Here is a 13,896-nt window from a genome sequence, read left to right on the forward strand (position 1 = left end):
CGATCTGGAGACGTAGAGACGTAAACCAACCAGGGTGGTATAGACCAATCTAGCAGAGTGACCGGCCCGTCCGCTGGCGGTCGCGCCTTCTGTCATGGTCGACTGGAGGGGTTTCGGCAACGCGTACACAGACCGCCATTTGGAGGCATCGCGCATGTCGTCGACGCACAGTGAGGCGCACAGCGAGCAGCCCGGCCGGATCATGCGCGGCGAGATGGCGGAGCAGCCCGCCGTACTGCGCCGGATCCTCGCCGACGGCGCCCCGCGCATCCGCGAGGTCGCGGCCGCGATCGCCGCCCGCAGACCCCGCTTCGTCCTGCTGACCGCCCGCGGCACCTCCGACAACGCCGCCCTGTACGCGAAGTACCTGATCGAGATCCGGCTCGGGATCCCGTGCGGGCTGACCTCGATGTCGACGATCACCGCGTACGGCGCCCGGCCCGACCTCACGGACGTCCTCGCCATCACCGTCAGCCAGTCCGGCGGCTCACCCGACCTCGTCGACTCCACCCGGGCGGCCCGCGCCGCGGGCGCGATCACGCTGGCCGTCACCAACAACGCCGACTCGCCGCTCGCGGCCGTCTCCGAGCACCACGTCGACATCCTGGCCGGGCCGGAGAAGGCGCTGCCCGCGACCAAGACGTACACCGCCTCGCTGCTCGCCCTCTACCTCTTCGTCGAGGGCCTGCGCGACGGCGACGTCTCGGCCGCCGGGGCGCTGCCCGAGCTCGCGGACCGGATCCTGGCGCGGCAGGACGAGGTGCGGGCGCTGGCCTCCCGCTACCGGTTCGCCGAGCGGATGGTGATCACCTCGCGGGGGTACGGCTACCCCACGGCCAAGGAGGCCGCCCTCAAGCTGATGGAGACGAGCTACATCCCCGCCCTCTCCTACTCCGGCGCCGACCTGCTGCACGGCCCGCTGGCCATGGTCGACAACATCTCGCCGGTGATCGCGGTGGTCACCGACGGCCGGGGCGGCCAGGCGCTCCAGCCGGTGCTCGACCGGTTGCGCGGCCGGGGCGCCGACCTCTTCGTCGTCGGCCCCAAGCCGCAGGTCGACGCGGCTTCGGCGGGTTTCGTGCTGCCGGTCGAGGGCGTCCCCGAGGAGCTCCAGCCGATCCTGGAGATCCTCCCGCTCCAGCTCCTCGCGTACGAGGTGACCATCGCCCGCGGCCAGGACCCGGACGCCCCGCGCGCCCTGGCGAAGGTGACCGAGACCCGCTGAACCCGGGCCGGGCCTACGCCAGCGAGCCGCCCGTCGCGTCCACCCACTGCCCCGTCACCCAGCGCCCGTCCGCCGAGGCGAGGAACGCCACCACGTCCGCGATGTCGGAGGGCTCGCCCACCCGGCCGAGCGCCGACATCGCCGCGGCGCCCTGCCACGCCTCCTCGCTCGCGCGCAGCCAGTCCGCGTTGACGTCGGTGTCGACGATGCCCGGGGCCACCGAGTTCACGGTGATGCCCCGACTGCCCACGATCTTGGACAGGTCGCGGGTGAAGACGTCGAGCGCGCCCTTGGTCATGGCGTACGCGATCAGGTCCGGCAGCACCGCCGACTTCGAGACGCCGGAGGAGATGTTGACGATCCGGCCGCCGTCGCGCATCCGCTCCAGGCCGAGCCGGGCCAGGAAGAACGGCGCCTTCGCGTTCACCGCGAACAGCCGCTCGTACTCGGCCTCGTCGATCTCCCCGAAGGTGCGGGCCGTACCGATGCCCGCGTTGTTGACCAGGATGTCCACCCCGTCCGCGTGCCGGTCGAAGGCCGCCCACAGGGCCTCCGCGTCGCCGGGGACGCCCAGCTCCTGGCCCAGCGCGAAGGCCGAGCCGCCGGCCGCCTCGATCGCGGCGACCGTCTCCTTGGCGGCCGTCTCGTTGCTGCCGTAGTGGACGGCGACCCGCGCCCCGTCCCGGCCGAGCCGTTCCGCGATGCCCCGGCCGATGCCCCGGCTGCCGCCGGTGACCAGTGCGGTCCTGCCCGTGAGTGCGCCCATGACGTGGGTCCTCCCCGTGAAGTGAAATCTGTAGCGCTCGCTACAGAACGAGAACGTAGCACATTCTCTAGTGGTCGCTATAGAATTCGTCCATGACCACCGGACAGCGCGGCCGCCCCCGCTCCTTCGACCGTGCCCGCGCGCTCGACCAGGCCACGCTGACCTTCTGGGAGCACGGCTACGAGGCGACCTCGGTGGCCGGGCTGACCCGGGCGATGGGCATCGGGGCGCCCAGCCTGTATGCCGCCTTCGGCGACAAGAAAGCCCTGTTCGACGAGGTCGTGGCGGCGTACGGGCAGACGTACGGGGCGTTCATCGGCCGGGCCGTCGCCGAGGAGCCCGGTGCGCGGGCGACGATCGGGCGGATCCTGCGCGAGGCCGCCACCGAGTTCACCCGGCCCGGCCGCCCGCGCGGCTGCCTGGTGCTCAGCGCCGCCGTCAACTGCACCAGCAGGGAGGTCGAGGAGGCCCTGCGCGAGGTGCGCAACGGCAACCTCGCGGAGTTCGAGCGCCTGATCGCCGCCGATGTCGCGACCGGGGCGCTCCCTGCCGGAACGGATGCCCGAGCGCTCGCCCGCTTCAGCGCGGCCGCCTTCCAGGGCATGTCCCAGCAGGCCAGGGACGGGGCCTCCGAGGAGGAGCTGACGGCGGTCGCCGAGCTCGCCATGCGCGGCTGGCCGGAGGAACGGGGCTAGGGCGGAGGAACGGGACTAGGCCTGGGCCGCCGGACGTGGCAGGCTCGGCACCGGCTGGAGCGGGGCCGTCAAATGGATGGACAGTGAGGAATGGTCTAGTCCACAATGGCCCGAGCAGGCCTCCGGCCTCCCCGCACAGGAGGCCGGACAGAGGTACGCGGCGCTCTCTGCCCTGACAGCGCCGAGCACCTCCCGTAAGGCCGAGGGGCACCGCACACCCGTCGGCCGGCAGTTCCGGGCTGCGGTGCCGGACGGGCCGAGGGTCCCGACCCGGCGCCGTAGCCCGCGCGGGTACCCTCGCTGACGTGCCCTCCATGAACGACCTCGTACGTCAGCACACCGCTCTCAGTGAATCCGACCTGGAGTGGCTCCATCTGCTGGTCTCGGAGTGGCAGCTGCTCTCCGACCTCTCCTTCGCCGACCTCGTGCTGTGGGTGCCCACCCTGGACGGCACCCGGTACGTCTCGGTCGCGCAGATGCGGCCCAACACCGGCCCCACCTCCTACCAGGACGACATGGTCGGCCACCTGGTGCCGCGCGGCCGCCGCCCGCTGCTCGACGCCGCGCTCGACGAGGGCCGGATCGTGCGCGAGGGCGACCCGGAGTGGCGCGAGGAGGTGCCGGTGCGGGTCGAGTCCATCCCCGTACGCAGGGAAGGCCGTGTCCTCGGGGTCATCGCGCGCAACACCAACCTGCTCACTGTGCGTACACCCTCGCGCCTGGAGCTCACCTATCTCCAGTCCGCCTCCGACCTGGCGCAGATGATCGCCGCCGGGTCCTTCCCCTTCCCGGGGCAGCAGGTCGACATGGACGCCTCGCCGCGCGCCGGCGACGGGCTGATCAGGCTGGACGCGGACGGCATCGTCCAGTACGCCTCGCCGAACGCCCTCTCCGCGTACCACCACCTCGGGCTCGCCTCCGACCTGGTCGGCCAGCACCTCGGCGAGCTCACCGCCCAACTCGCGCCCTCGCGCGGCCCGGTGGACGAGGCCATCGCCAAGCTGGCCAGCGGCTACGCCCCGCGCGAGACCGAGGTCGAGGGCAGCGGCGGGGTCATCCAGCTGCGGGCCATCCCGCTCAAGCCCAAGGGCACCCGCATCGGTTCGCTGGTCCTGCTCCGGGACGTCACCGAACTGCGCCGCCGCGAGCGCGAGTTGATCACCAAGGACGCCACCATCCGGGAGATCCACCACCGGGTGAAGAACAACCTCCAGACGGTCGCGGCCCTGCTGCGCCTCCAGGCCCGGCGGATCGACTCCGAGCAGGGGCGCGAGGCGCTGAACGAGGCGGTGCGGCGGGTCGGCTCGATCGCGATCGTGCACGAGACGCTCTCGCAGAACCTGGACGAGCGCGTCGAGTTCGACGAGATCGCCGACCGGGTGCTGGCGATGGTGGCGGAGATCTCCCCGGGCAAGGTCAGCTGCCGCCGTACGGGCCGGTTCGGCATCCTGGACGCCGAGGTCGCCACCCCGCTCGCGATGGTGCTGACCGAGATCCTCCAGAACGCCCTTGAGCACGCCTTCGCCCAGGGGGAGCAGGGCACGGTGGAGGTCTCGGCGGTGCGCGGCGGCCCCCGCGACGACGCCCGGCTGCTGATCACCGTGCGCGACGACGGCCGGGGGCTGCCCGAGGGCTTCGACCCGCAGAAGGCCGGGAACCTCGGCCTCCAGATCGTCCGCACCCTGGTCGAGGGCGAGCTGGGCGGCGCCTTCGACATGGTGGCGGCGGCGGAGCGGGGCACCCAGGTGGTGCTCGACGTGCCGGTACGGGCCGACAAGTAACCCGTACGCCCCGACCATAGGGGCACAAACAGCAGCGAGCCCCGGACCGCGAACGGTCCGGGGCTCGAATGCTGTGGGTTACTTCTGCGCGCTGCGGCTCGGGGGGCGGTGAGTGCGTACTCGCTGTACGCGCCGCGCGGGCCTAGGCAGGAGGGGGGATCAGGCGGTCGCGTTGCGCGCCCGGTTGCGAGCGGCACGGCGCTTCATCGCGCGGCGCTCGTCCTCGCTGAGGCCACCCCAGACACCCGAGTCCTGGCCGGACTCGAGCGCCCACTGCAGGCACTGCTCCATGACGGGGCAGCGGCGGCAGACGGCCTTGGCTTCCTCGATCTGCAGCAGCGCAGGACCGGTGTTGCCGATGGGGAAGAACAGCTCGGGGTCTTCCTCACGACAAACGGCGTTGTGACGCCAGTCCATGGCTGCTACCTCTCTTGGTATTACATGCGGGTTGCTTGTGAATGTGAACGCTTTCACGAATCCCCCCGCAAGGGAAGGGCCGACTTCCAGTTGGACTGGTTGTGGTCCTGAGTTGAGGAGGGGTTCTGGCTCTCAAGGAGGCCGGTGTTGCGGGCCGTCCCGATCGCCATGTAGAGATTCGCAAACCTCGGCGGCGGATACAACCCCTTCAGGAAAGTTTTTTTTGATTCCTCGGTGTCGACTGGGTCACAGTCGTACTTCTATGGGGTGGGGCCCAGCCCAAACGTTCGAGTTAAAGGACTTTCGGCCCTTCCACTCACACAATCACACGCAGTGCACGGCGTACGCCTGTGAACGTCACGCTCGTACGCAGACCCAGGTGGTCGCCGTCCATCTGGAAGGGCAGCGGGGCCTTGGAATGCAAGGTGAAGTCCGTGAGGTCGTGCAGTGAAACCGCGTGCTTGCCGTGTGGACCCTTCTCGGGGGTCGAGGTCAGCAGCTGGGTCGCGTAGCGGGCCGCCGACGTGGTCGAGAGCCGGGAGAGCGAGAGCACGTCCAGGGCCGTCTCGAAGGACGCCTCCGGGGCCGCGTACACCGGGCGATTGCCCAGGTAGGTCCAGGGGGAGGTGTTGCAGACTATCGACATCACCAGGTCCTCGACCGGGTCCTGGCCGGGGCGCTCCAGGGTGATCGTCCCGTGCCGCCGGTGCTGCTCGGCGAAGAACTGGCGGGCCACCTGGCGGATGTAGAGGCTGTGGGTGGAGCGTCTGCCGCGCTCCCGCTGCTGTTCGACCCGGCCGACGACGCCCGCGTCGAACCCCAGTCCGGCGCAGAACGTGAACCAGCGGTCCGGGACGCCCTCGTCCTCGCTGCCCGGGGTGCCGGCCGCCAGGCCCAGGCTCACCGTGCGGCCGCGCCCCTCGCGCAGGGCGTCCAGCAGTATGCCGGTCGCCTCGACGGGCTCGTTGGGCAGTCCGACCGCGCGCGCGAAGACATTGGTGGAGCCGCCGGGGACCACCGCGAAGTTCGGCAGGTTCTCCGGGTCGGGGCCGTTGTGCAGCAGACCGTTGACGACCTCGTTGACCGTGCCGTCGCCGCCGAGCGCCACGACCAGGTCGATGTCGCTGCTCTCCGCCGCCCGCCGCCCGAGGTCGCGGGCGTGCCCCCGGTACTCCGTCGTCACGGCCTCCAGCTTCATCTCGCTGGCCAGCGCGTGGATGAGGACATCACGGGTGCGGGCACTGGTGGTGGTAGCCGCCGGGTTGACCACGAGAAGTGCACGCATGGGCGCCAGAGTACCTACCGGGCGGTACCGGGCACAGTCCAGCCCCCTCTCCCCGGCCCCGGAGCGGGCTCCCGCCGAGGGCTACCCTGCTGGGGTGAGTACTGAGCAGCACCCTGACAGCGAGAGCGGCACCGGCACCCCCGAGGGGCCGCGCCCGGGCCGGCTGACCGCGGCCGCCGCGATCGCCGCGATCGAGGGCCTGGCCCTGGTCGGCGGCGGTCTCTTCATGCTCGTGATGGGCCTGATGGGCAAGCCCGACCAGCCCCGGCAGGCCGAGACGGGCGGCGTGACGCTGATCGTCCTCGGGATCATCCCGCTGGTCGCGGCGCGCGGGCTGCTGCTGCGGCGCCGCTGGAGCCGGGGGCCCGCGCTGATCACCCAGATCCTGGCGCTGCCGGTCGCCTGGATGTTCCTGAACGCGGACGGGGCCGCGATCCCGGTGGGGATCGCCACGGCCGCGGTCGCGGTGACCGGTCTGGTCCTGCTGGTCAACCCGGCGACGGCCGAGGCGCTCGGCGTACGCGGGGCGGGCGGTCCGCAGGCCCCGTAGGCCCGTGGGGGCGCCGCGGGCTCGTGGCCCTCGGACGCCCGCACCTCATGGGGCCGCGTCCTACTCCTCCACCAGCAGCTTCTCCCGCAGCTGGGCCAGGGTCCTGGCCAGCAGGCGGGAGACGTGCATCTGGGAGATGCCGACCTCCTGCGCGATCTGCGACTGGGTCATGTTCCCGAAGAAGCGCAGCAGCAGGATCCGCTTCTCGCGCGGCGGCAGGTCCTCCAGGAGCGGCTTGAGCGACTCCCGGTACTCGACGCCCTCCAGCGCCTCGTCCTCCGCGCCCAGCGTGTCCGCGACCGCCGGCGACTCGTCGTCGGTGTCCGGGACGTCGAGCGAGAGCGTGGAGTACGCGTTCGCCGACTCCAAGCCCTCCAGTACCTCCTCCTCGGAGATGCCCAGGCGCTCCGCCAGCTCGTGCACCGTGGGCGAGCGGCCGTGCTGCTGGGAGAGCTCGGCCGTGGCCGTGGTGAGGGCCAGGCGCAGCTCCTGGAGGCGCCGCGGCACCCGGACCGCCCAGCCCTTGTCGCGGAAGTGCCGCTTGATCTCGCCGACGACCGTCGGGGTCGCGTACGTCGAGAACTCGACGCCGCGCTCCGGGTCGAACCGGTCGACCGACTTGATCAGGCCGATGGTGGCGACCTGGGTCAGGTCGTCCAGCGGCTCGCCGCGGTTGCGGAACCGCCGGGCCAGGTGCTCGACCAGCGGCAGGTGCATCCGGACCAGCTTGTTGCGCAGCTCGGCCTTCTCCGGCGAGCCGTCCGCGAGCTTGCGCAGCTCGATGAACATCGCCCGCGCCCCGCTGCGGTCCTGCGGATCGTGCTGGTGGTGCGTGTGCTCGATGTGCTCGCTCATGTGGGCCGCCCGCTCTGCCTGCCGCGTCTGCTCCGCCACGGCCTGAAGGCCGTCAAGTCCGTCCACCGGGTGCGGCCGGGCCTGCTGCTCCGGAATACCGACGGAGCGCGGCACCTCCGGGTGCGTCTCGGGAATGCGCCTGTCGTCCCGCACCGGACCGTCCCCGCTCACGCCGGTCCGGGTCCCGCGCCGCGCTGTTTGTACAGGCTGATGGAGACCGTACGGTCGTCGGCGACCGAGGAGTCGACCTTGCCGGCGAGCGCGGAGAGCACCGTCCAGGCGAAGGTGTCGCGCTCGGGAGCCCGGCCGTCCGTGGTCGGGGCCGAGACCGTGACCTCCAGGGAGTCGTCGACGAGCCGGAAGACACAGCTGAGTACGGAGCCGGGGACGGCCTGCTGGAGCAGGATCGCGCAGGCCTCGTCGACCGCGATACGCAGATCCTCGATCTCGTCGAGGGTGAAGTCCAAACGTGCCGCGAGGCCGGCCGTGGCCGTACGCAGCACCGACAGGTAGGCACCCGCGGCCGGCAGCCGGACTTCCACGAAGTCCTGATTCCCGGGCTCGCCTGCGATCTGGGACACCCTCACCTCCAAGGTGCACAAGCTCTCTCGGGCCCCGGCGGAGGGGACGCCTCCGGGGCCATGCGGTACGTAATGCGGTGATCGTGCGTCGTCCACGCGATCGTGGTGCTCGGAAGGGCGACGCTATCGCGATCCATGGTGCCGTGTCGCCGGGACCCCTCCCGGCAGGTGTCACTCATGGTAAGCATATGAGCACGGACAGTGGCTAGAGGTGTGCGGTGCCCAATTGCTGTGAACCGACGCCGGGTTGACGTACCCAGGCCGCAGGCCCTCGAACCGTCCGGATCCTCCTGACCTCCCGCGTCACACCAGTACGTTGTCCACAAAGCACCAGCGCCAGTCCTCGCCCGGCTCCAGGGTGCGCATCACCGGGTGCCCGGTCTCCTGGTGATGGGCGCTCGCGTGGCGCATCGGCGAGGAGTCGCAGCAGCCCACATAGCCGCAGACCAGGCACTGCCGCAGCTGTACGTGGTGGGTGCCCGCGGCCAGGCACTGCGGGCACGTCCCGGTCAGCGGCGCGGGCTCGGGGCGCGGCAGTTCGGCAACGTGCGGGCACTCGCTCATGATTGCCAGGTTACGACGGTCGGTCGGGGTGTGAGGTGGCTGGGATGGACGCGTTGCCGCTGGTGGCACTGGTCGCGGGAAGCGCCGTGGTGGCCGGTGCCGCCCGCCGCACCCCGGTCCCGGCCCCGCTGCTCCTGGTCGCGGCGGGCCTCGCCGCCGCCTATGTGCCGGGCGTGCCGGACTACACGCTCGACCCGCACATCGTGCTGCCCCTGCTGCTGCCGCCGCTGCTGTACACGGCCGCCGTCGACAGCTCGTACCTCGATCTGCGGGCCAATCTGCGGCCCGTCGCGCTGCTCTCGGTCGGTTACGTCCTGTTCGCGACCGTGGCCGTGGGCTGGCTCGCCTATCTGGTGGTGCCCGATCTGCCGCTCACCGCCGCGCTGGTGCTCGGCGCGGTGGTCGCGCCGCCGGACGCGGTCGCGGCCACCGCGATCGCCCGCCGCCTCGGGCTGCCGGGCCGGATCACCACGATCCTGCAGGGCGAGTCGCTGGTGAACGACGCGACCGCGATCACCGCGTACAAGGTGGCGCTCGCGGCCGCGGTCGGGGAGGGGGCGACCTGGGCGGGCGGGGCCGGGGAGTTCGCCCTCGCCTCCCTCGGCGGGATCGGCGTCGGGCTCGTCCTGATGGTGCCGATCCAGTGGCTGCGCACGCATCTGACGGAGGCGCTGCTCCAGAACACCCTCTCGCTGCTCATCCCGTTCGTGGCGTACGCGGCCGCCGAGCAGGTCGGGGCGTCCGGGGTGCTGGCGGTGGTGGTCGTCGCGCTGCACCTGGGCCACCGCTCCTGGCAGGTGGACTTCGCGACCCGGCTCCAGGAGGCGGCGGTCTGGAAGATGGTCGCCTTCGTCCTGGAGTCGTCGGTGTTCGCGCTGATCGGGCTGCAACTGCCGGTGGTGCTCAAGGGGCTGGGCGAGTACCGGGTGGGGGAGGCGGTGCTGTACGCCACCGGGGTCTTCGCCGCGGTCGTCGCGATGCGGTTCGTCTGGGTCTTCCCGGCGACGTTCCTGCCCAGGGCGCTCTCGGAGCGGATCCGCACGCGCGAGCCGGACACGGACTGGACGGCGCCGGTGATCGTGGGGTGGGCCGGGATGCGCGGGGTGGTCTCGCTCGCCATCGCCTTCTCGATCCCGATGACCATGCACGACGGCCGCCCCTTCCCGGCCCGCAACCTGGTGCTCTTCCTGACCTTCACCACGGTCATCGCCACCCTGGTGGTGCAGGGGCTGACGCTGCCGCCGCTGATCCGGGCGCTCAGGCTGCCGGGCCGGGACGCGCGGGCCGAGACGCTGGCCGAGGCACAGGCCCAGAACGAGGCCTCGGCGGCCGCCGAGCGCCGCCTGGACGAGCTTCTGGCGGACGAGGCCAACGCGCTGCCGCCGCCGCTCGCCGACCGGCTGCGCACGGTCCTGGAGCGGCGCCGCAACTCCGTGTGGGAGCGCCTGGGCGGGGTGAACGCGGTGACCGGCGAGTCGGCCGACGCCACCTACCGCAGACTGTCGCGGGAGATGATCGGCGCCGAGCGCGAGGTCTTCGTGCAGCTGCGGGACGCGCGCCGGATCGACGACGAGATGCTCCGGACCCTGCTGCGCAGGCTGGACCTGGAGGAGGCGGCGGCGTACCGGGAGAGCGAGTCGTGAGGACCGGAGCGGGTCGTGAGGGCTAGAGCGGCTGTCCGGTGACGACGGCCGCGACCGCCGTGCCCTCGGGGAAGGCGCCCTCCTCGGCGAGGGCCAGCAGCCCGTACAGCATCTTGGCGACATAGAGGCGCTCCACGGGCAGCCGGTGACGGGCCTCGAAGTCGTCCGCGAAGGCGTTGAGTGCGGGGGTCGTACGGGCGTAACCGCCGCAGTGGAAGCGCTCGTCGAGCGACCAGTTGTCCCCGGCCGCCCCGAACGCCGCCTGCTGCAACTCCCGTATCTCGCGCGCGAGGAACCCGCCCCGCAGCACCGGGACCCCGAGGGCCCGCTGGCCCGGGGCGAGCCCGGCGGCGAGACCGGCGAGCGTGCCGCCGGTGCCGCAGGCCACCGCCACCACGTCGGCGAGCCCGCGCAGTTCGCGCCCGAGGTCCGCGCACCCCCGCACCGCGAGGGAGTTGCTGCCGCCCTCCGGGACGACGTACGCGTCCGCGCCGAACCGCTCGCGCAGCCCGGCGAGCACCTCCGGCTCGGCCTTGCGCCGGTAGGTCGCGCGGTCCACGAAGTACAGCCGCATGCCGTCGGCCGCGCAGCGGGCGAGCGACGGGTTGAGGGGCCGGTCGGCGAGCTCGTCGCCCCGGACCACGCCGACGGTGGGGAAGCCGAGGAGGCGGCCCGCGGCGGCGGTGGCGCGCAGATGGTTGGAGTAGGCGCCGCCGAAGGTCAGCACCGGCCGCCCGGCCGCCTCGCGCAGGTTCAGGGCGAGTTTGCGCCACTTGTTGCCGGGCAGCGCCGGGTGGATCAGATCGTCGCGCTTGAGCAGCAGACGGACGCCGTGGCGGGTGAAGCGCTCGTCCTCGACCGGTTGCAGGGGCGAAGGAATGCGCGGCCGCAGGGCGGCGGCGAGGTCGAGCGCTTCTTCGGTCACCTGTCCATTGTGACCGGCGCCCTCACTTCAGGCGCTCCTGGATCCGCTCCCGCAGCCAGTCCATGCCGAAGCCGCGCGGGTCGACCTTGCCGGGCTGCCACTCCTTGTGGCCGATCACCGACCGCTCGGTCCAGCCGTAGTGCCGGCAGACGGCCGCCGCGGCCTTCTCGATCGCCAGGAGCTGGGCCGGTGGCCAGTCGTCTTCCCCGTCGCCGAGGTTCTCGCACTCGAACCCGTAGAAGCGCGCGTTGCCGTCGGTGTCGGCCTTGCCGCAGGGCGGCAGGCGTTTCTCGGCGATCACCGCGCGCAGCACGTCGCCGTCGCCCGCGCCGGCGTGGTTGGCGCGGCCGTTGCCGACCAGGTGGACCGTGCCGTCCTTGGTGATCACGCCATGGCAGAGCGGGCCGGGCAGGCTGTCGTAGCCGTCGTAGCAGATGCGAACGGTGGCGGCGGATCCCCGGGTGACGGTGTGGTGGATCATCACGCCGTTGAGCGGCCCCCAGGCGCCGTGCCCGGCCCGGTTGTGGGTGCGCCAGCCGTCGACCTCGACGACCCGGAGGCCTTCGGCGCGCAGGGCGGTGAGGAACTGGTCAGCCGACATGGGTGGGGCCATGGCCGACTCCTTCGGGCTTGCGGCGCCGGATGGGGCGCCTGGTGCGGTTCGGAGCGGAATGCTCGCCACCGCTTTTACCGGAACTTCCGTACGGGGGCGATCTGTTCGCACGGCGTGCGAGCCGATCCGGACAGATCGCCCGATTACGGTCAGTTGCCTGCGAGCCAGAGGTCGGGGCCGAACACCTCGTAGTGGATGTCGGCGGCCGCGACCCCCTTGTCGAGCAGCTGGCCGCGCACCGCCCGCATGAACGGCAGCGGACCGCACAGGTACGCGCGCGTGCCCGGCGCCACCGCGACCGAGGAGAGGTCGACCAGGCCCGTGCGGTCGACGGGGTGGCCCGGCTCGGGCCGCTCGTACCAGAAGTGCGCCGAGGAGTCCGCGAGTTTGGCCGTGAGCGCCGCGTGGTCCTCGCGCAGGGCGTGGTCGGCGGGGGAGCGGTCGCCGTGCACCACGGTCACCGGGGCGCGGTGGCCCGCGCCCGCCAGGTGCTCCAGCATCGACAGCATCGGCGTGCAGCCGATCCCCGCCGAAACGAGCAGCAGGGGCACCCCGCCGTCGAGGGCGGACGCGTCGAGGACGAGATCGCCGTACGGGGCCGAGACGCGCAGCCGGTCGCCTTGGCGTACGCGCGCGTGCAGGTGGAGGGAGACCTCGCCGTCGGGGTCCGGGCCCTCGCCCCGGACCCGCTTGACGGTGATCGAGCGGGTGGCGGAGCCGGGAGCGCCGCTGAGGCTGTACTGGCGTATCTGGCGGGCGCCGTCGGGGAGTTCGACCTGCACGGAGACGTACTGGCCGGGGCGGAAGCCGGGCGCCGGGGCGCTGTCGGCGGGCCGCAGCCGGAAGGTGGCGACGTCGGCCGTCTCCTCGGTGCGCCCCTCGACGGTCCACTCGCGCCACACGTCCCCGGCGGCCACGCCCCGCTCGGCGTATAGCCGGGCCTCGACGGCGATCAGGGCGTTCGCCATCAGCCAGTACACCTCGTCCCAGGCGGCGGCGACCTGGGGCGTCACGGCCTCGCCGAGCACCTCGGCGATGGCCGCGAACAAGTGCTCGTGGACGACCTCGTACTGCTCGGCCGTGACGCCGAGCGAGGCGTGCTTGTGGGCGATGCGGCCCAGCATCACGTCGGGGCGCTCGTCCGGGTGGTCCAGGAGGTGGACCGCGAAGGCCGCGATCGACCCGGCGAGCGCCTGCCGCTGGACCCCGGCGGCCTGGTTGCCCCGGTTGAACAGGTCGCGCAGCAGCTCGGGGCGGGCCGCGAAGAGCCGCGCGTAGAACCGCTCGGTGATGGCGGGGAGGGCCGCGCCGACGGCGGGCAGGGTGGCGCGTACGGTCGCGGCCGACTTCTCGGACAGCAAGGGAACTCCTTAATCGGAATCTCATACTCGTATTTTTGGCCGTGGAGCGGGACCCGGCGAGTGGTCCGGTGGTTCCTCAGTCGTCCGTCCGGCGTCCGCCCACGAGCCCGATGAGCAGCGGGCCGGTGGGCGAGGTGACGAGGTCGGCGACGGTGAGGGGGTCCAGGGACGCGCAGAACGCCTCCTGGGCCTGGCGCAGCGCCCCGCGCAGCCGGCATGCCGAGTTCAGCGGGCACGGCACGGCCCCCTCGCACTCGACCACGTCCCCGGGGCCCTCCAGTTCGCGGACGAGCCCGCCGACCGACGCCCGGCGGCCCGCCGGGGTGAGCGCGAGCCCGCCGCCCCGGCCGCGCCGCGCCTCGACGAGCCCGAGGTGCTGGAGCCTGGCGACCACCTTCGCGGTGTGCGTATAGGGCACCCGCATGGTCTCGGCCACCTCGCGGGTGGTCGGCGGGGCCTCCCGGTCGCCCTCGTCGGCGACGGCCAGGCGCATCAGTACGCGAAGCGCCAGGTCCGTGAATCTCGTCAGCCGCATGACGGCAGCCTAGATAACTTGCATATGCCGTGCAAATTTGTGGCCGGAAGTGCGAGGGTGCCCCGGCGGGAGTGCGCAACCTGCCCCGCCGAAGTCCCTT

General features: G+C 72.2%; 15 protein-coding genes. 5 read left to right on the forward strand and 10 right to left on the reverse strand.

Translation table 11 applies throughout. The features are described from left to right. Positions 1–154: 154 nt before the first annotated feature. On the forward strand, positions 155–1,225 hold the full coding sequence (locus tag BX283_RS26610; RefSeq protein WP_101390033.1) for an SIS domain-containing protein: 1,071 nt from the start codon (positions 155–157) through the stop codon (positions 1,223–1,225). A 13-nt stretch (positions 1,226–1,238) separates the two neighbouring features. Here the strand turns inward: BX283_RS26610 and BX283_RS26615 are convergent, their stop codons facing one another. Continuing rightward, the gene (locus BX283_RS26615) at positions 1,239–1,991 is read right to left on the reverse strand and encodes an SDR family oxidoreductase (protein ID WP_101390034.1); all 753 of its coding nucleotides are present in this window, start codon (positions 1,989–1,991) and stop codon (positions 1,239–1,241) included. A 92-nt stretch (positions 1,992–2,083) separates the two neighbouring features. Here BX283_RS26615 and BX283_RS26620 point away from each other — a divergent pair, with 92 nt between their 5' ends. Together BX283_RS26620 and BX283_RS26625 are read left to right on the forward strand one after the other, a co-directional pair. Continuing rightward, positions 2,084–2,686 (forward strand): TetR/AcrR family transcriptional regulator, encoded by a 603-nt coding sequence (locus tag BX283_RS26620; protein WP_101390035.1) that lies wholly within the window; start codon positions 2,084–2,086, stop codon positions 2,684–2,686. Positions 2,687–3,000: 314 nt separating this feature from the next. Further along, positions 3,001–4,467, forward strand: a complete 1,467-nt coding sequence (locus BX283_RS26625; protein WP_101390036.1) for a sensor histidine kinase — start codon at positions 3,001–3,003, stop codon at positions 4,465–4,467. A gap of 159 nt (positions 4,468–4,626) precedes the next feature. On the opposite strand, the gene BX283_RS26630 is transcribed toward BX283_RS26625, so the two are convergent. Both BX283_RS26630 and BX283_RS26635 read right to left on the reverse strand, forming a co-directional pair. Then, positions 4,627–4,884, reverse strand: coding sequence for a WhiB family transcriptional regulator (locus tag BX283_RS26630; RefSeq protein ID WP_004937597.1), 258 nt, complete (start codon positions 4,882–4,884; stop codon positions 4,627–4,629). A 316-nt stretch (positions 4,885–5,200) separates the two neighbouring features. Then, entirely contained in the window at positions 5,201–6,169 is a 969-nt protein-coding gene (locus tag BX283_RS26635; protein ID WP_101390037.1) for a diacylglycerol kinase family protein, read from the reverse strand. 94 nt (positions 6,170–6,263) lie between these two features. Between BX283_RS26635 and BX283_RS26640 the strand changes: the two genes are divergently transcribed. After that, a complete protein-coding gene (locus tag BX283_RS26640; protein ID WP_101390038.1) occupies positions 6,264–6,719 on the forward strand; it encodes a hypothetical protein in 456 nt (151 codons plus the stop codon). 60 nt (positions 6,720–6,779) lie between these two features. On the opposite strand, the gene BX283_RS26645 is transcribed toward BX283_RS26640, so the two are convergent. The 3 genes from BX283_RS26645 to BX283_RS26655 form a co-directional block, all read right to left on the reverse strand. Beyond that, positions 6,780–7,727 carry an RNA polymerase sigma factor SigF gene (locus BX283_RS26645; protein ID WP_257583881.1) on the reverse strand — a complete coding sequence of 316 codons (948 nt, stop codon included), beginning with the start codon at positions 7,725–7,727 and terminating at the stop codon, positions 6,780–6,782. A 14-nt stretch (positions 7,728–7,741) separates the two neighbouring features. Next, the gene (locus BX283_RS26650; RefSeq protein WP_067163834.1) at positions 7,742–8,155 is read right to left on the reverse strand and encodes an anti-sigma regulatory factor; all 414 of its coding nucleotides are present in this window, start codon (positions 8,153–8,155) and stop codon (positions 7,742–7,744) included. Between the two features lie 303 nt (positions 8,156–8,458). Further along, positions 8,459–8,719, reverse strand: a complete 261-nt coding sequence (locus BX283_RS26655; protein WP_101390039.1) for a UBP-type zinc finger domain-containing protein — start codon at positions 8,717–8,719, stop codon at positions 8,459–8,461. A 44-nt stretch (positions 8,720–8,763) separates the two neighbouring features. Here BX283_RS26655 and BX283_RS26660 point away from each other — a divergent pair, with 44 nt between their 5' ends. Beyond that, positions 8,764–10,362: a Na+/H+ antiporter gene (locus BX283_RS26660; protein ID WP_101390040.1), complete on the forward strand. Its 1,599-nt coding sequence runs from the start codon at positions 8,764–8,766 to the stop codon at positions 10,360–10,362. 22 nt (positions 10,363–10,384) lie between these two features. Here the strand turns inward: BX283_RS26660 and BX283_RS26665 are convergent, their stop codons facing one another. The 4 genes from BX283_RS26665 to BX283_RS26680 form a co-directional block, all read right to left on the reverse strand. Next, positions 10,385–11,287 (reverse strand): 1-aminocyclopropane-1-carboxylate deaminase/D-cysteine desulfhydrase, encoded by a 903-nt coding sequence (locus tag BX283_RS26665; protein ID WP_101390041.1) that lies wholly within the window; start codon positions 11,285–11,287, stop codon positions 10,385–10,387. A 22-nt stretch (positions 11,288–11,309) separates the two neighbouring features. Continuing rightward, a complete protein-coding gene (locus tag BX283_RS26670) occupies positions 11,310–11,900 on the reverse strand; it encodes an N-acetylmuramoyl-L-alanine amidase (RefSeq protein WP_101390042.1) in 591 nt (196 codons plus the stop codon). A 149-nt stretch (positions 11,901–12,049) separates the two neighbouring features. Continuing rightward, on the reverse strand, positions 12,050–13,261 hold the full coding sequence (locus BX283_RS26675) for a globin domain-containing protein (RefSeq protein ID WP_101390043.1): 1,212 nt from the start codon (positions 13,259–13,261) through the stop codon (positions 12,050–12,052). A 76-nt stretch (positions 13,262–13,337) separates the two neighbouring features. Continuing rightward, positions 13,338–13,796, reverse strand: coding sequence for an Rrf2 family transcriptional regulator (locus BX283_RS26680; RefSeq protein ID WP_101390044.1), 459 nt, complete (start codon positions 13,794–13,796; stop codon positions 13,338–13,340). Between the last annotated feature and the right edge of the window lie 100 nt (positions 13,797–13,896).

Origin of the sequence: Streptomyces sp. TLI_146 (assembly GCF_002846415.1) — a bacterium.
Taxonomy (GTDB): Bacteria; Actinomycetota; Actinomycetes; order Streptomycetales; family Streptomycetaceae; genus Streptomyces.